The organism is Bilophila wadsworthia ATCC 49260, from assembly GCF_000701705.1.
Taxonomy (GTDB): Bacteria; Desulfobacterota; Desulfovibrionia; order Desulfovibrionales; family Desulfovibrionaceae; genus Bilophila; species Bilophila wadsworthia.
The window spans coordinates 1-16,107 of record NZ_JNJP01000045.1 but is presented as its reverse complement, the minus strand read 5'-3'; the positions used below and the strand labels follow the sequence as shown (position 1 = coordinate 16,107).

The following is a 16,107-nucleotide window of genomic DNA, read 5'->3' as shown; positions in this document are numbered from 1 at the left end:
CGCTCCCCCTGCGCTTCAAAAAAACGCTCATCGCATCGGTTCCGCCGGGCGACAAAACAGGCTTTCCCTTTCGGAAATGCCGTACAGTGGATTGATTGATGAAAAAAAAATTGTTCCTCATCGCGGCGCTTGCCGTCGCCGCAGCGGTCGCCGCGTGGTATGTGCTCCGCATGGATCAGGGCGACGGGATGGCCTATCTGACGGAACCCGTGACGATCGGAAACATTACCAGAACCGTCAACGCCACCGGCGAAGTCGGCGCGGTCCAGCTCGTCAGCGTGGGCGCACAGGTCGGCGGGCAGATCAAAAAGCTGCATGTCGTCCTCGGGCAGGACGTGAAGAAAGGCGATCTGATCGCCGAAATCGATTCCGTGCCGCAGCTCAACCAGCTTGAGACGGACAAGGCCCGGCTCCAGTCCTATGAATCGCAGCTTGCCGCCAAAAAGGTGGCCCTGAAGATCGCCAAAACCAAGTATGACCGTGAGATGCAGCTCAAGAAGCGCGACGCGGCCTCCAAGGAAAGCCTCGAGGACGCCGAGAACGCCTATGCCCTCGCCAAGGCCGAAGTGACCGAACTCGAATCGCAGATCCGGCAAGCCCGGATTGCCGTGAACACGGACGAGGTCAACCTCGGCTACACCCGCATCACCGCGCCGCTCGACGGGACCATCGTTTCCGTGCCCGTGGACGAAGGCCAGACCGTCAACGCCAATCAGACCACGCCCACCATCGTCCAGATCGCGGATCTGGACAAGATGGAAATCAAGATCGAAATCTCCGAGGGCGACATTACGGCGGTCAAGCCGGGTATGCCCATCACCTATACCATCCTTTCCAATCCCGAGACGGAATACAAGGCCACCCTGACGTCCATCGACCCCGGCCTGACCACGCTCACGGACGGCAGCTACAAGACCACCTCGTCGACGGGCAGCTCCGCTTCCTCGTCGTCCTCTTCGTCATCGAACAATGCCGTGTACTATTACGGCAAAGCGCTTATCGACAACAAGGAAGGCCCGTTGCGCATCGGCATGACCACCCAGAACGTGATCACCGTGGCGGACGTCAAGGACGCCCTGCTCGTCCCCGTGATCGCCGTCCAGTCCCGCAACGGCAAGAAGTTCGTGCGCGTGCTCGGCCCCGGCGACAAGCCTGAGCGCCGGGAAGTAACCACCGGCATCGCCGACGGCATCCACATCCAGATCCTTTCCGGGCTCAAGGAAGGCGACGCCGTGATCACCGCTCAGGTCACCCAACAGGAACGCGACGCCCAAGTCCAGCAGCGCCACCGGGGACCGCGGCTATGAAAATCATCGAAGCCGAAGGCATCAACAAGTTCTTCGGGACCGGGCAAAACCGCGTCCATGTGCTGAAGGACATGTCCTTTGCCATCGAGGAAGGCGATTTCGTCGCCATCATCGGACAGTCCGGATCGGGCAAGTCGACGCTCATGAACATCCTGGGCTGCCTCGACACCCAGTCTTCCGGGGTCTGCCGCATCGGCGGCGTGGACATCGGCACGCTGGACAGCGACGAGCTCGCGGAACTGCGCGGGAAGCGCATCGGGTTCATCTTCCAGCGCTACAACCTGCTCTCCACGCTGTCCGCCACGGAAAACGTGGCCCTTCCCGCCGTATACTCCGGGGTGGACAAAAAGGCGCGCCTTGACCGGGCCAAGTCCCTGCTCGCGGATCTGGGCCTGCCGGACAAGCTGGAGAACAAGCCCAACGAGCTTTCCGGCGGCCAGCAGCAGCGCGTTTCCATCGCCCGGGCGCTCATGAACGGCGGCAGCATCATCCTTGCCGACGAACCCACCGGCGCGCTCGACTCCAAAAGCGGCGAGAACGTCATGGACATCCTCACCGAGCTGAACAGGCGGGGGCACACCATCATCGTCGTGACCCACGACCACCACATCGCGGGCTTTGCCAGCCGGGTCATCGAAATCAAGGACGGTTCGATCATTTCCGACACCCGGAGCCGGGAATTCGTCCCCGCGCCGGAACGCGAACTCCCCCGCTCGCCCCGCGCCTCCTTCCTGTTCCGCAAGGATCAGTTCGTCGAGGCGTTCAAAATGTCGGTGCAGGCCATCCTCGCCCACAAGATGCGGTCCGTGCTGACCATGCTCGGCATCATCATCGGCATCGCCTCGGTGGTGTCCGTGGTCGCGCTGGGGCGCGGGTCGCAGGAAAAGATCATCGCCAACATCAGCTCGATGGGCACGAACACCATCAACGTCTATCCCGGGCAAGGCTTCGGCGACCGTAAATCGGACAAGGTCAAGACGCTCACCGTCGCGGACTCCGACGTCCTCGGCAAGCAGAGCTACATCGACAGCGCCACGCCCAACACCACGGCGGCGGGAACGCTCGTCTACCGCAACATCACGGTGAACGCCCAGCTCAGCGGCGTGGGCGAGCAGTATTTCGACGTCAAGGGGCTCAAGCCCGCCGAAGGCCGGTTCTTCAACAGGGACGACGTACGGGCGAACCATTCCTACGTGGTCATCGACGACAACACCCGGAAGAAGCTGTTCCCGAACGGCGGCGACCCGGTGGGGCAGGTGCTCCTGTTCAACCGACAGCCGCTGGAAATCATCGCCGTGGCCGAAAAGCAGGATTCCGTGTTCGGCCCCACCGACACGCTCAACCTGTGGGCCCCCTACACCACGGTCATGAACAAGATCACCGGACAGCGGCACATTTCCTCTGTCATCGTCAAGGTGAAGGACAACGTCATGCCGCTCATGGCGGAAAAGAACCTGACCGCCCTGCTCACGGCCCGCCACGGCAAGACGGACTTCTTCACCGTGAACACGGACAGCATCAAGAAGACCATCGAGAGCACCACCGGGACCATGGCCCTGCTCATTTCGGGCATCGCGCTCATCTCGCTGGTCGTGGGCGGCATCGGGGTCATGAACATCATGCTGGTGTCGGTCACGGAACGCACGCGGGAAATCGGGCTCCGCATGGCCATCGGCGCAAAACAGGGCAACATCATGGAGCAGTTCCTCATCGAAGCGGTGCTCATCTGCGTCATCGGCGGGGTGCTCGGCATCGTGGTGTCCTACCTCATCGGCGTGGTCTTCGATCTGCTCGTCTCCAACTTCGCCATGTCCTATTCCGCCGGCTCCATGCTGCTGGCGCTGGTCTGCTCGTCGGCCATCGGCATCGTCTTCGGATTCATGCCCGCGCGGAACGCCTCCCGCCTCAACCCTATCGACGCGCTTTCGAGGGAATGATGAACGCCATACGATTGTTCGCCGCCCTGCTCGTCCTCGGGCTCGGCGGCTGTGCCAACTACCCGATGGGCAGCCTGAAAACGGATCTGCTTCCGGCGGAGGACGTCGCCGCCAGCTACAGCCTGAACACCGCATGGTGGAAAGGCTACCACGACGCGGATCTGGACCGGATCGTGGCTTTGGCGCTGGAGCGGAACGTAGACCTCGCCCTGAGCGCCATCAAGGTGAACCGGGCGCTGTATCAGGCACGCCTGCTCTCTGCGGATCTTGTACCCTCGTTTTCGGCGAACGCTTCCGCCGCCGCGTCCCACAACATCGACAACGGCAACGCCGCGCGCTCGTACCAGACCGAATTCGGGGTGAGCTACGAGGTCGACCTGTGGCAGAAGCTCCGCAACGCCGCCAACGCGCAGGAATGGGAATACAAGGCCACGATGGAAGACCGGGAAGCCGCACGGCTGGCCCTCGTCAACAGCGTGGCGGACACCTATTTCGAGCTGAAATACCTTGACGAATCCATCAAGGTCATGGACGCCAGCGTCAAGCGCTACCAGGAGCTGCTCCGCCTCATTGAAGCCAAGTACGAATTCGGCAAGGTGGCTTCCGTGGAGCCCCTGCAGGCGCAGCAATCCCTGCTTTCAGCCCGCAACAGCCTGCTTGATCTGCAAGATCGGCAGAATGTGGCCCGCCAGACGCTCCGGGATTTGCTCAATATCCGCCCCGGTGAGAACCCGGCCATCGGCAATGCCGACCTGATGTCCTACCCCACGGTCGGGGTGGATCTCGACGTGCCCGTGGCGGCCCTCTCCGCGCGTCCGGACATCCGGGCCTCGGAAGCCCGCCTGCAAAGCGCCTTCAAGACGCTGGAGTCGGACCGCGCAAGCTGGTACCCGACGATCTCCATCGGCTCGACGCTCGGCACCTCATCCTCAACCTCAAGCAAGGTCTTTGACCTGCCCCTGCTCGCAGGTACGGTGCGCGTCAGCTTCCCGTTCCTGCAATGGAACACCATCCGCTGGAACATCAAGATTTCCGAAGCGGATTTCGAATCGGCGAAACTGGATTTCACGCAGGCCGTAACGTCGGCGCTGAACGAGGTGGACACAGCCTATTTCAGTTACGCCAACGCGCAGCGCTCGCTGGAAAACACCCTGTCGAAACACCAGAAGGACGTGCGCATCGGAGAGTACTACCAGACCCGCTACGATCTCGGTGCCGCCGAGCTCAAGGATTATCTGGACGCCCTGAATACGGCGGACAACTCCATGCTTTCGGCGCTGGAAGCGAAATACCGGGTCATCCGGTACGAGAACCAGATCTACAAAGCGATGGGCGGGCGTTACGAACGCATCTTGCCGCCGTCTGGCGGAAAGGCTACACAGGGGCACACGTCCACCAATGGAGAAACACATGTTCCAAGTCAAAGAAATCAATAAGGCGCCGTTTGAGGACGCCGAACGGGTCTTCGAAACCAACCACCCCGAGCTGCGCTATGCCGTGGCTTCGCAACGCGCCGTGGGCTTTTATGAGTCGCTGAAGGACTATAACGAAAACGCCTCCCTCTGGGTCGCCTGGTTCGAGGGCGAGAAACCCGCCGATCTCGCGGCATTCATCCAACAGGAGATCGAAAAGGCCGAGGCGTCGGTGGAAGAGTAACCCCCATCCTCTTTGAACAGGTATAAAAAATTGGGGGTAGGGAAATTTTTCTGAAAGAAATTTCCCTTCCCCCAATTTATAGAGTCGGCTTGCGCCCGTCTCTCCCTCTCCAAAAACGTCCGCGCCTGTCGAAACCTCGTTGACGGTTTTCCCCATTACCAACATGCGCAAACTCAAAACACACCCGCACATGGGAGCGTTTATGCCTACCCGAGACGAATTGTTCGCGTACGTAAAGGCCACATTCGGCACGGAACCGGACTACCCGTGGCCTCAAGAGCCGGAATATGCCGTATTGAGACATGCGGATAACGGGAAATGGTACGGCATTGTGATGAGCGTGCCCCTATCCAAGCTGGGGCTGCCTGGGAAAGGAAACGTCGAAATCATCAATGTGAAGAGTGCCCAAGTGCTGGACATGCTGCTATACGGCGATCCGGGGATCCTGCCCGCGTACCATATGAACAAGAAGCACTGGATCACGATCCTTCTGGAAAGCGGCTTCGCCGAAAAGGAACTCCGCGATCTGCTCATGGAAAGCTATCGTTTAACTCAAAGACGTAAAAAACGGGTTCCCAGCGAACAGCTTTCCAGCCGTTCAGAACCGTTGGAAAAATGAAGGGGAAACGGAAAGGAAGAGCCCAAAAACGGGCGGAAACGTCTCTAACCGCCGAGCGCTGTTGCGGATATTCCTAGCCTGCGACGGCAGCGCGGTTCCCTTCCTAAAGGCTTCTTCCTCCTCAGCCTCTCTCCCGCAAACACTCGCAAGGCACGGGAACGGGCTTCCATTTGCCGTCCATGCCCTCCGGCGGAAAGGCTATCTCACTGCCGCTGTAGTAAATCTCCAAGCCCCCATCTTCGCCGATCGCCTCGACGATGACATACTGGCCTTCGTCGCTGTCCGCAAAATAGTAATATCCCGGCGTCCCCGGAAATTGCCCGGACCAGCCGTTCGCCTCCGTGAATACGGATTCGTGCGCGCGGGCCACACGGGCGGTACGGGCCGCCATCTTGCGGGCAAGCGCCTCCTCATCCACCGGACCTGCCTGCGCCCGTTCAAGATTGTACAGAAATCCGTTGTCGTTCATGGCGTCGGGCTTTGCTGATCAGCCGGAAAAGGCCAATGATTTGATGGTGACGGGTACGACGCCGCCCTGATACAGCGGCTTGCCCATGTCCAGATAATCGCCGTCGGCCAGCTTCAATTCATCAAGCACCACCAGAGGACGCCCGCTGAGACGCGGGCGCAGCTCCATGCCGAGCACCTTGCCCATGTCCTCCGCGAGTGCCACTAACACGGGCTGCCCTTCCGGGCGGCGGCTCCAAAAACCGGCGAGCGCTTCGACCAGCAGACACACGGTGGCGTAGGCAACAGGCATCCCAGCGGGAAGCCCCACGACAAAACGATCCGCATCGCCAAGGTCCATACGCCGCATGGCATCCCCAATCGCCGTTTCCACTGCGGCGGGCGTCAGCCCGGCGTGCCAGTCCAGCCACGGGAATACCACGGGAAGATTACGCATCGGCAACAGGGCGTCATCAGCCCAGACCGTCGCGCCGGAAAGCGAAAGCATCCATGAGCCTGCACCGATCACCGTAGCCCGCACCGTCTGGGAGGGGGGCAGGAGGGGCAAAGCCGCAAAACCGGGGTGGCGCACTATGGCGCGGGCCAGCGACGGCCCCAGATCCCGGAACCGGAACGGATCGGCCTCCGGTTCGGCACAGCACGCCCCGACCCCGCCCGACAGCGTCACCGCATCATAACGCCACATTTTCAGCGGCGGCGTCTGGAGCAGCCGATCCGCCAGCGGGGAACGCTCGTCAGCCAGTACCTGCCAGATCAACCCGGCCATGCGGTCCGCTATAGCGGGAATATCGTCAGGGCCAAGGGTTTCAGGCGCACGGGAACCGTACAACTCTTCGAGAACGGGAAGAAGCGGCTTGCGGACGCGGGTGATCCAGCCGTGCCCGTCGGTTTCGGCCAGACGCCCGCCCATGTTGAGGCAAGCCGTATCAATGACCCGACCGGCGCGGAATACCGCATAGTTGGATGTCCCGCCGCCGATGTCGATGTTCAGGACCGTACCGCGCCGCGCCTCGGAAAGCGCCGCCGCACCCGCGCCCCGTCCCGCAATGACGGATTCCAGATGCGGACCCGCCGAGGCCACGACAAAATCCCCGAGGCTGTCCGCCAGACGCATGACCGTGCGCCGGGCGTTCACGGTTTTGAGGCTCTCGCCCGTCACAATGACCGCGCCCGTTTCCACATCTTCCGGTCGCACGCCCGCTTCCGCATACCAGCCCCGGATAAGGGCATCGAGCGCCGCCTCGTCCAGCGTGTCCACGTCCGTGAGCGGCGTGAAGGCCACCGGGCTCTGCCAAACGATCCGGCGATCCGTGATTTCAAAACGCGGAATCTGACAGGCTGCCGCCCTGTTGCGCAATTCCAGGCGGGAGAAAACAAGCTGCGACGTACTCGTTCCGATATCAATGCCGACGCTGAGGATTTGCTTGCTGTCCATTGCCTATCCCCGCGCGGCTTGTATGGCTCCCAAGCCCCTGTCGCCCGCCTTCACCAACAGCATGAACGCGTAAACCGCGTTGCTCAGCCCGTCTAAAAGCTCCAAAATATCCGGGCGCTCCAATGTGCCGTCCTGCTTGCGGAAAGCGAATGCAGCCGCCACTTCCGTTTCACGGATGATCGCCCGCAACCAATTGAGTAAGGTAAAAATGGAACCTTCCGCCGCATCGGGACACAGCGGTTCCAATCCAAGCTCCTCAGGATGGCAAGCCAACCGCCGCACAGCTTCCCGCGAAAACGGCCCCATGCTCAATACGGGCACGGCTTCATCCAGCACTTCGCAACGCATGGCCCACCCGAGCCACGAACGCAGATCCGCCAGTAAGCCCTGCAACTCCGGCGCCAGCACGGGCTGCAACTGCGTCTGGACAAGGATAGCGGCGGCAATGGCGGAATCCACCTTGCCCCGGAACCAAATCCGAGGATGCTCCTTGGTCACCATTTCCGTGCCGTTCAGATGGGTCTGCGCTTCGGTCTTTTCGACCTTGGCGAAGGGACGCTCCTCGGTCGCCAACGGATGCACGGCCTTGCCGTCCTCACGGGCGACGCGGCCGTCGCCGGATACGATGAGAATCCGTATCTTCCTGTTGTTCACCAGCTCCTGCGCGGAAGGCGTCAGACGTTCCTCCGGGGAAAGATGCAGTTCCACGCCCTGTCCCAGGCCGCAACGGGCCATCAAGTCCTGTTCCGTCAAATACTGCATTTCGTTTCCATGTGTTACAGAGAATCCCGCTCTTTCCCCCAAAGCGGGGTACGCTCATTGCCTTTTCCCAATCCCCCAGAAACGGCCTGCGCGACAATCCAGTTGCCGCATCCTTCGGATACCCTGCCCGCACGTTAAAGCCGCCTGCGAGTTCATCCAGCTCGACCATTTTTCTCAATTATACCTACATGCTACGAAATTTCTTCACCCACGAACGCCCGTCACGACGAATACAGCTCAAGTAAACAACGGAACTCCCGCCGCGCAACCTCCCCACCAGTCGAAAGTTTTAGGAGGGAAGGGGTGGGGTTTGGGGAGGGGCAGGGAACCCTTTTTCAAAAGGGTTCCCTGCCCCTCCCCAATCTCAAAAATCAAATTCTTTCCAATGGACCGGCGGCAACGCCGAGCACGGCTTCGGTGAACGCCTGACACGCCGCCTGGCACGCCGCCTGATCCCCGGCAAGCCAGCCGCCGGAAAAGTTGGTCTCGGACGGCGGGGGGAAATGCTTCACCAACCGAACGTCCGCAGCCTTCAGCGCCGCATCCAGACCGAACGTAGCCTCCAGCGGCGGCGCAATGAGCCATGCCAACGCCGTGCCTACCGGAATCCCGGCCTGCTCCGCAACGTACGTGCCGCAAGAGGAAACCAGATGCGACAAAAAGATCAGCTTCCCTTCGGGATCGGCCGTCAGGAACGAAACGCGGTTCTGGGCGTAATCCACGGCGATGCGCAGCCCCTCTTCGACATCCCCGGGTGTCTCCGCAGCAAGGATTCCTATAAATTCGCCGGAATAGGGCCCGGAGGCATGGGCCGCCCCGCCATAAAAGGAGCTGGCGTAGACGACATCCACGGCGGCCTTTTTGGTCGCTTCGTCGATGGCTATGTAGCTCACATCATCGCTGTCGGAGGTAAACAGGGCGAGCGCACGGTGGCGCGGCTCAAGCTTGAAGGCCGCAGCCAGCCCCGGATCGACCGAAGGGATGATCCGGCTGGCAAGTACTCGGACTGGAACGGGTTGCAACACTTTCATCGGCGCTCTCTCATTGCGTCTTATGTATCAAAAACAACAGGGTATCAATAATCGCAGCACGGTTAAAAACGTCGGAGAAAGGGCTGTTCCCGCCGCTCCCCTGCGGATTTCCGGCATGTCGTCAGCCGGAAAAACCGGGATTGAGCGCCTTGTTCAGCGCTATGCCGCTGGCCTTGTGCTGCATCATCTGGCGTACAAGATCAACGATAACCGCGGCGGCCTCCACAGGCGGCGTGCCTTCGCGGTGGATGTTGGAAATGACCGAACGATCCGACTCCAGCGTCGCCGCCGTGGGGCGGTACACCCCGTAACAGCTCATGCTTTCCGACTGCCCCAGACCGGGACGCTCGCCCACAAGCATCAGCACCACGTCACAGCCTATGGCCTCACCCAGACGGTCCTCGGCCTTGACCCGCCCGTAACGCAGGAACAGCGGATCGCCCACCGTGAACCCGGCCTGCCTCAGGCCATTGGTCAGCGGAGGCACGATCTCGTCCGCATTGGCGAGCACGGCATCCGTGCTCAAGCCGTCGGACAGCACGATCAGCACCTGCGGGACGGGCTTGTAGCGCTCCCGCACCGTTTGCAGGGACGCCTCCGAGAGTACGCGCCCCAAATCCGGACGCGTCAGATAAGTATCCTTGTCTTCCACCAACGTCTGAACCGCCAGCATCCCGCGCCGGCGCAGCCATTCCTCAGGAACTTCACGGAAAACCGTTCCCTTGGATCGGGCATGATCCGCAAGGAAACGCAGGTAGGCAGTGGTCGAAGGACGCGTTCCACACGCGCCGCCCCCAATCCGGGCCCCGGTACTCCGCATGAACTCCTGCAACACGTCGGGATTGTGCGGCTCTTTCACCCCGCAAGGCTTACGGAAAGCGGGGCCGCCCAGATCTTCCAGCGACGCGCCTGTATCGGCATCAACGGTTGCCGCCAAAAGTTCCGGCTCTGCCCCCGAACCAGTCAAGGGCCTTTGCTCCGATTGCATTGCGGAAAACCTTCCACCTTGCCCAACGGATGGAGCGGGAAACGCTTGTTGCGTTTTCAGGGCATCCAACACGGACGCCACCAGATCGTGAATTTCTTGTTCCTGCATGGCGTTCCTCTAAAAGAAAATGGAGGCATCCCCGGCGCGGGAGGTGAGACAGCCGTTTTCCATGATTCCGTGCCGCTCCAGCCACTGTTCGAACTCCGGCGCGGGCCGCAGATCGAGCAACTGGCGCACGGTGGCGATGTCATGGAAGGAATTGGTCTGGTAATTCAACATGATATCGTCGCCCATCGGCAGGGAGATGATGAAGTTCACGCCCGCGGTCGCCAGCAGGATCATGAGGTTCTCGTTGGAATTCTGATCGGTGTCGGCATGGTTCGTATAGCAGCAGTCACAGCCCATCGGCAGGCCGTGCAGCTTGCCCATAAAATGGTCTTCAAGCCCGGCCCGGATGATCTGCTGATGGTTGTATAAGTATTCCGGCCCGATAAAACCAACCACCGTATTGACCATGAACGGCTGGTAGCGGCGGGCCAGCCCGTAACAGCGGGCCTCCATCGTCACCTGATCACAGCCGTAGTGCGCGTCCGCCGACAGCGCTGAGCCCTGCCCCGTCTCGAAATACATGACGTTGGGGCCGGTGGCCTGACAGTAATGCCGCGCGAGATCATACGCCTCATCAAGCAGGCCGGTGGTCACGCCGAATTCGCGCAGCCCCTTTTCGCTGCCCGCGATGCTCTGGAAGATCATGCCCGCGTTGGCGCCCTGCCGGATGGCTTCCATCTGCGTGGTGACGTGGGCCAGCACGCAGTTCTGGGTGGGGATCTGGTGGCGTTCGATGATCTCCCACAGGGCGTTGAGCATGGCCTTGGTGTTCTCCACCGTATCCGTCACCGGATTGATGCCGATGACCGCATCCCCCGCGCCGTAGGACAGCCCCTCGTACACCTGCGCCACGATGGACGGGATCTCGTCCCGCGTGTCGTTGGGCTGAAGCCGCGAGGAGAAATGCCCCGGCAGGCCTACGGTATTGTTGGAACGCACGACCACGGGCATTTTCTTCGCCGCGAAAATAAGATCGGCGTTGGACATGATCTTGGATACGGCGGCGGCCATTTCCGAAGTGAGGCCTTTGCGGACGCGCTCAATGGCGGCGGAAGAGGTACGCCCGTCCAGCAGAAATTCCCGGAATTCCCCGACCGACCAGTTCCTGATGCTCTCGTAGACCGGAGTATGCACGGCATCCTGAATGATGCGCGTCACGGCGTCGTCTTCATAAGGGACTACGGGATGTTCGCGCAGGTCGCCAAGCGTCAGCTCGCTGAGCACCTGCTTGGCGGCGACGCGTTCCTGCATGGACGAGGCGGCAACGCCCGCCAGCACATCGCCGGAGCGCAGTTCCCCCGCCTTGTTCAGCACGTCCCGCACCGAATCGAAGCGGTAGGTTTCGCCGAAAAGAGTCGTTTTCAGTTTCACAGCGTCCCTCAATAGACTATAGCTTGCATCATACGAAAGGAAGAAGCCTAGCCGCAGGAGGAATCGGCGTCAAGGCTACGGCATGTCAAACATTCCGTCTGCTCGGGTCCCATACCGTTTTTTCTTTTTCCGGACACGAAACCGTCACAAATTCGGAGTAGAGGACTCTTCATGTGCTTAAACCTGCGCGTTTCGTGCGGCGGCAAAAGGACACCCTAGCCATGTTTGCACGATGATACCGCATCCCTTCTCCCGGATTGGAAAGGCTCTTTCCGGAAAAAAGTATGCCCATGAGGGATTGACAACTCGCCGGGTTCGCAGTAATTTTTGCGCACGTATTCTTTTTCACATTAGGCAACACCTTTTAAGGACCACAACATGTTCAATGCCTCTTCCCTTTCCTTTACCGCTTATCGCTGGTGGTGGCGCGTCATCGACGTGAGGGGGGGAGTGCGGCCTGTGTAAGGTCCGATCCGGCATTACTGTATCCGTTCATACAGGCGCCATCCTCCCGAGGATGGCGCCTTTTTTTGTACCTTAACCCCAAAAGGATCACCGACATGACAGCTTCCAAAACGCCCGCCGCCCCCGACGTCACCCTGCGCCAGAGCGCGCGGTGGCTCCCGGCGGATATGGACACCCCCATCAGTCTCTTCCTCGGTATGTGCCACGAGCATCACGGCATTCTGCTGGAAAGCGCGGAGGTCGACGGGCGGTGGGGACGCTACAGCATTCTGGCCTGCGACTTCCTGCTTCAGGCCACCTGCCGGGACGGGCTGCTGGCCCTCGACACCAACGACGACCGCCTGCGCCCCTTTGCCGTGCTCAACAGGATGCCCTTCACGGAAGGCTTGCGCACGCTCATGCGCGGCCTGCACCTCGAAAAACCCGAGGGCATCACGCTGCCGCCCATCACCCGCGCCCTGTACGGCTATTTCGGCTACGGCATGGCGAGCTTCTTCAACAAGAAGCTGGAAAACTGCCTGCCCCAAAAGGACGCCGACGCAAGCCTTGTTCTACCGGGAACCGTGCTCGTGTTCGACCACCTGTACAACCGGCTGTGCCAGATCAGCCTCGGCGAACACAGGGACGTGAACGGCGCACGGACGCGGGAATGCGGCGCGGCCCTGTCCTTCATCGGCGAAGATGCCGTGACCGCCACGCCGGGACGGGAAGGCTACATGGATGCCGTGAACAAAATCAAACAGATGCTCCGTCAGGGCGAGGCCATTCAGGTCGTTCCCTCCTGCCGGTTCAGCACGCCGTTCGCGGGAGACGCCTTCACCCTGTACCGCCGGATGCGCCGCTGCAACGCCTCGCCTTATATGTTCTTCATGGATCTGCCGGGCATCACCCTGTTCGGCTCTTCTCCCGAAGTCATGGTCCGGTGCGACGAAGGCAAGCTCCAGCTCTCCCCCATTGCCGGGACCCGCAAACGCGGAGCCGACGATCTCGAAGACGCCCGCCTCGCCGCAGAGCTGCAGGAAGATCCCAAGGAACGCGCCGAGCACGTCATGCTGGTGGATCTGGGCCGCAACGACCTCGGGCGCATAGCCCGCCCCGGCACGGTCAACGTGGAGCGGCTCATGGAAGTGGAACGCTTCTCCCACGTCATGCACCTGACCTCGCGGATCACGGCCCGGCTCCAGCCGGATCTCGACGCGCTGGACGTGCTGGCGGCGACCTTCCCGGCGGGCACGGTCAGCGGCGCGCCCAAAGTCCGGGCTATGGAAATCATCGCGGAAACGGAACAGCTTCCGCGCGGCCCCTACGCGGGCTGCATCGGCTGGCTCGGGCTCGACGACGACAACGTCAGCCTCGATACCGGCATCACCATCCGCAGCATGTGGGTAAAGGATGGGAAACTCCATTGGCAGGCGGGCGGCGGCATCGTCTTCGACTCCGACCCCGTCGCCGAATGGAATGAAGTCTACAATAAATCAGCCATCATGCGTACCGTGCTCAACACCACCGGAGAAGACCATGTTCCTGCTCATCGATAACTACGACTCGTTCACCTACAACCTCGTGCAGGCTTTCTATGCACTCGGGCAAGATCCCGTGGTCGTCAAAAACGACGATCCCCGGCTGCTCGAACTGGCGCAGGACCCGTCCCTGAACATGGTGTGCCTCTCCCCCGGCCCCGGCCATCCCAAGGACGCCGGATACTGCATGGAAGTCCTCCGCATCCTCGATCCCAAAGTCCCGGTGCTCGGCGTCTGCCTCGGCCATCAGGCCCTCGGCCTTGCCGCCGGAGCCGAAGTCGTGGTCGGGCCCTGCATCATGCACGGCAAGGCATCCGAAATCGTGCACGACGGCTCGGGGCTTTTCTCAGGCGTCCCGAACCCCATGCGCGTGGGGCGCTACCATTCGCTGGTCGTCCGTTCCGACGTGGACGAGGCGCACGCCAAATTCACGGTCACGGCGCACGGTCCCGAAGGCGAAATCATGGCCCTCCGCTATAAGGATCGCCCGTGGGTGGGCGTCCAGTTCCATCCGGAATCGATCCTGACCCCGGACGGGCTGCGCTTGCTCGGCAATTTCCCCAAGGCGATCCTGCCCGCAGGCAATGACGCCAACGCCATCAACGTCATTCTGGATACCCTCGCCAGCGGACAGGATCTGACCGCTGACATGGCTTCCGCCGGATTCTCGGCGCTCATGGACGGCACCATGACCCCCTCTCAGGCGGGCAGCTTCCTCATGGGCCTGCGCATGAAGGGCGAAAGCCCGCTCGAAATGGCCCACGCCACCCGCGCCGCGCTGGCCCGGGCCGTGCGCGTGGACGGCATCGAAGGCCCCTATATTGAAGTCGTGGGCACCGGAGGCGACGGGCGCTCGTCCTTCAACTGCTCCACCGGCACGGCGCTCACGCTGGCGGGCATGGGCTATCAGGTGGTCAAGCACGGCAACCGCGCCGTGTCCTCCAAATGCGGCAGCGCCGACGCGCTGGAAGGGCTCGGCGTCAATCTGGACGTCAACCCAGCCGAAGTGGGCAAAATCCTGCACGACCAGAACTTCGTGTTCCTGTTCGCGCAGCGGTTCCACCCCTGTTTCCGCAACATCGCGCCCATCCGTAACGAACTCGGCATCCGTACCCTGTTCAACCTGCTCGGCCCCCTGATCAACCCGTCCCGCCCCACGCACATCCTGCTGGGCGTGGCCCGGCCCAATCTCGTGAAGCTCATGGCCGAAACGCTGGCCCAGTCTTCCGTACACCGGGCCGCCGTGGTTTGCGGGGCGGGCGGCTATGACGAAATAACCCCCATCGGCCCGAACGAAATGATCATCCTCGACGACGGCAAGCTCGAACCGCTCACCCTCGATCCGGCGGACTACGGCATCCCCGCGTGCACGCCCGAAGACCTTGCCGTGTCCAGCCGTGACGAAGCCGTCGCCGTCCTCCGCGAACTCCTCGCCGGACGCGGCCCCGAAGCCATGCGCAACATGCTCGCCCTCAACGTCGGCATGAGCATCTATCTGCTGGAAGGCAAGCTGCCGCTGGCGACCTGCATAGCGAAAGCCCGCGAAGCCCTCGCTTCCGGCGTGGGCGGGAGGGTGCTCCATGCTGCTTGAGAAATTCAAAACGGCGAAACAGCCCGAGATACAAGCGCTCCGCCAGCTCGAATACATCAATATGCTGCCGTTGCCGCTTCGGATCGAGCGTCCGTCCTTTCTAAACGCCCTGTGCGCTCCGAACGGAAACCGGCCCCACGTCATCGCGGAGTTCAAGCGGGCGTCCCCTTCGCGGGGGGACATCCTGATGGATTTCCCGCCGGAAGAAGCGGCCAAGCAGTACGCCGAAGCCGGTGCTTCCTGCCTCTCCGTGCTGACCGAGGAAACCTATTTCAAGGGCACGCTCGGGTATCTCAAGCGCATGTCCGCGCCCGGACTGCCTTTGTTGCGGAAGGACTTCATCTTTGATCGGTTACAGGTGGCGGCTACGGCGGCAACCCCGGCCTCGGCCCTGCTGCTCATCGTCCGCCTGACGCCCGACGCGGCCCTGCTTCGCTCCCTGCGCGAGCAGGCGGAAGCGCACGGCATCGACGCCGTGGTTGAGATCTTCGATGAAGCCGATCTCGCCCTTGCCCGCGAGTCCGGGGCACGGATCATTCAGGTGAACGCCCGGGATCTGGATACGCTGCAAGTGGATCGCTCCGCCTGCCTCCGTCTTGCAGAGCGGTTCCATCAGGCCGGAGACAACGAAGCATGGATTGCGGCGAGCGGCATCTCCGCTTCGGATCATCTCCGTCAGGCCGCCGGAGCCGGCTACCAGGCCGTGCTTGTCGGGACCAGCCTCATGGACGGCGGCGCGCCCGGCGCGGCGTTGAAGGGGCTGTTGGAGAGGTAAGACCGGGGGAAGGGAGGAGAAACTTTTCTGGAGAAAAGCTTTCTCCTCCCTTCCCCCAGCCCCCCATCCCTCCT

At 61.7% G+C, this 16,107-nt stretch carries 14 protein-coding genes; 8 read left to right on the top strand and 6 right to left on the bottom strand.

Going from position 1 to position 16,107, the window contains the following annotated elements:
- Positions 1–98: 98 nt before the first annotated feature.
- The 5 genes from T370_RS0114220 (at position 99) to T370_RS0114200 (ending at position 5,519) form a co-directional block, all read left to right on the top strand.
- Positions 99–1,307, top strand: a complete 1,209-nt coding sequence (locus T370_RS0114220) for an efflux RND transporter periplasmic adaptor subunit (RefSeq protein WP_005029682.1) — start codon at positions 99–101, stop codon at positions 1,305–1,307.
- Positions 1,304–3,244: a MacB family efflux pump subunit gene (locus tag T370_RS0114215; protein ID WP_005029680.1), complete on the top strand. Its 1,941-nt coding sequence runs from the start codon at positions 1,304–1,306 to the stop codon at positions 3,242–3,244. The genes T370_RS0114220 and T370_RS0114215 overlap by 4 nt, the downstream gene beginning before the upstream one ends.
- On the top strand, positions 3,244–4,680 hold the full coding sequence (locus T370_RS0114210; RefSeq protein WP_005029679.1) for a TolC family protein: 1,437 nt from the start codon (positions 3,244–3,246) through the stop codon (positions 4,678–4,680). The genes T370_RS0114215 and T370_RS0114210 overlap by 1 nt, the downstream gene beginning before the upstream one ends.
- Complete coding sequence (locus T370_RS0114205; protein WP_029436097.1) at positions 4,655–4,900, top strand: hypothetical protein; 246 nt, start codon at positions 4,655–4,657, stop codon at positions 4,898–4,900. The genes T370_RS0114210 and T370_RS0114205 overlap by 26 nt, the downstream gene beginning before the upstream one ends.
- A gap of 202 nt (positions 4,901–5,102) precedes the next feature.
- A complete protein-coding gene (locus T370_RS0114200; protein WP_005029675.1) occupies positions 5,103–5,519 on the top strand; it encodes an MmcQ/YjbR family DNA-binding protein in 417 nt (138 codons plus the stop codon).
- A gap of 121 nt (positions 5,520–5,640) precedes the next feature.
- Here the strand turns inward: T370_RS0114200 and T370_RS0114195 are convergent, their stop codons facing one another.
- From T370_RS0114195 to T370_RS0114170, 6 genes are all read right to left on the bottom strand, one after another.
- Positions 5,641–5,988 carry a hypothetical protein gene (locus tag T370_RS0114195; protein ID WP_005029673.1) on the bottom strand — a complete coding sequence of 116 codons (348 nt, stop codon included), beginning with the start codon at positions 5,986–5,988 and terminating at the stop codon, positions 5,641–5,643.
- An 18-nt stretch (positions 5,989–6,006) separates the two neighbouring features.
- Positions 6,007–7,422, bottom strand: coding sequence for an ethanolamine ammonia-lyase reactivating factor EutA (locus T370_RS0114190; RefSeq protein ID WP_005029671.1), 1,416 nt, complete (start codon positions 7,420–7,422; stop codon positions 6,007–6,009).
- Between the two features lie 3 nt (positions 7,423–7,425).
- On the bottom strand, positions 7,426–8,184 hold the full coding sequence (locus tag T370_RS0114185; protein WP_029436096.1) for a hypothetical protein: 759 nt from the start codon (positions 8,182–8,184) through the stop codon (positions 7,426–7,428).
- 371 nt (positions 8,185–8,555) lie between these two features.
- Positions 8,556–9,215, bottom strand: coding sequence for an ethanolamine utilization microcompartment protein EutL (gene eutL / locus T370_RS0114180; protein ID WP_029436095.1), 660 nt, complete (start codon positions 9,213–9,215; stop codon positions 8,556–8,558).
- Positions 9,216–9,336: 121 nt separating this feature from the next.
- Positions 9,337–10,203, bottom strand: coding sequence for an ethanolamine ammonia-lyase subunit EutC (gene eutC, locus T370_RS0114175; RefSeq protein ID WP_248604266.1), 867 nt, complete (start codon positions 10,201–10,203; stop codon positions 9,337–9,339).
- 117 nt (positions 10,204–10,320) lie between these two features.
- Entirely contained in the window at positions 10,321–11,682 is a 1,362-nt protein-coding gene (locus T370_RS0114170) for an ethanolamine ammonia-lyase subunit EutB (protein ID WP_029436093.1), read from the bottom strand.
- Positions 11,683–12,242: 560 nt separating this feature from the next.
- Between T370_RS0114170 and T370_RS0114165 the strand changes: the two genes are divergently transcribed.
- Genes T370_RS0114165 through T370_RS0114155 form a run of 3 tightly spaced genes read left to right on the top strand, consistent with a single transcriptional unit; the run spans position 12,243 to position 16,033 of the window.
- Entirely contained in the window at positions 12,243–13,685 is a 1,443-nt protein-coding gene (locus T370_RS0114165; RefSeq protein WP_029436092.1) for an anthranilate synthase component I family protein, read from the top strand.
- Positions 13,666–15,258 (top strand): anthranilate phosphoribosyltransferase, encoded by a 1,593-nt coding sequence (trpD, locus tag T370_RS0114160; RefSeq protein ID WP_029436091.1) that lies wholly within the window; start codon positions 13,666–13,668, stop codon positions 15,256–15,258. The genes T370_RS0114165 and trpD overlap by 20 nt, the downstream gene beginning before the upstream one ends.
- On the top strand, positions 15,248–16,033 hold the full coding sequence (locus tag T370_RS0114155; protein WP_005029653.1) for an indole-3-glycerol-phosphate synthase: 786 nt from the start codon (positions 15,248–15,250) through the stop codon (positions 16,031–16,033). Before trpD ends, T370_RS0114155 begins: the two co-directional genes overlap by 11 nt.
- The last annotated feature ends 74 nt before the right edge of the window (positions 16,034–16,107 follow it).

What these genes read in the sequence shown, in the direction of transcription:
- trpD (WP_029436091.1), top strand. Translation starts at nt 13,666, where the DNA reads ATGTTCCTGCTCATCGATAACTACGACTCGTTCACCTACAACCTCGTG.
- T370_RS0114220 (WP_005029682.1), top strand. Translation starts at nt 99, where the DNA reads ATGAAAAAAAAATTGTTCCTCATCGCGGCGCTTGCCGTCGCCGCAGCG.
- T370_RS0114205 (WP_029436097.1), top strand. Translation starts at nt 4,655, where the DNA reads ATGTTCCAAGTCAAAGAAATCAATAAGGCGCCGTTTGAGGACGCCGAA.
- T370_RS0114195 (WP_005029673.1), bottom strand. Translation starts at nt 5,988, where the DNA reads ATGAACGACAACGGATTTCTGTACAATCTTGAACGGGCGCAGGCAGGT.
- T370_RS0114155 (WP_005029653.1), top strand. Translation starts at nt 15,248, where the DNA reads ATGCTGCTTGAGAAATTCAAAACGGCGAAACAGCCCGAGATACAAGCG.
- T370_RS0114210 (WP_005029679.1), top strand. Translation starts at nt 3,244, where the DNA reads ATGAACGCCATACGATTGTTCGCCGCCCTGCTCGTCCTCGGGCTCGGC.
- eutL (WP_029436095.1), bottom strand. Translation starts at nt 9,215, where the DNA reads ATGAAAGTGTTGCAACCCGTTCCAGTCCGAGTACTTGCCAGCCGGATC.
- T370_RS0114190 (WP_005029671.1), bottom strand. Translation starts at nt 7,422, where the DNA reads ATGGACAGCAAGCAAATCCTCAGCGTCGGCATTGATATCGGAACGAGT.
- T370_RS0114215 (WP_005029680.1), top strand. Translation starts at nt 1,304, where the DNA reads ATGAAAATCATCGAAGCCGAAGGCATCAACAAGTTCTTCGGGACCGGG.
- T370_RS0114165 (WP_029436092.1), top strand. Translation starts at nt 12,243, where the DNA reads ATGACAGCTTCCAAAACGCCCGCCGCCCCCGACGTCACCCTGCGCCAG.
- T370_RS0114200 (WP_005029675.1), top strand. Translation starts at nt 5,103, where the DNA reads ATGCCTACCCGAGACGAATTGTTCGCGTACGTAAAGGCCACATTCGGC.
- eutC (WP_248604266.1), bottom strand. Translation starts at nt 10,203, where the DNA reads ATGCAATCGGAGCAAAGGCCCTTGACTGGTTCGGGGGCAGAGCCGGAA.
- T370_RS0114185 (WP_029436096.1), bottom strand. Translation starts at nt 8,184, where the DNA reads ATGCAGTATTTGACGGAACAGGACTTGATGGCCCGTTGCGGCCTGGGA.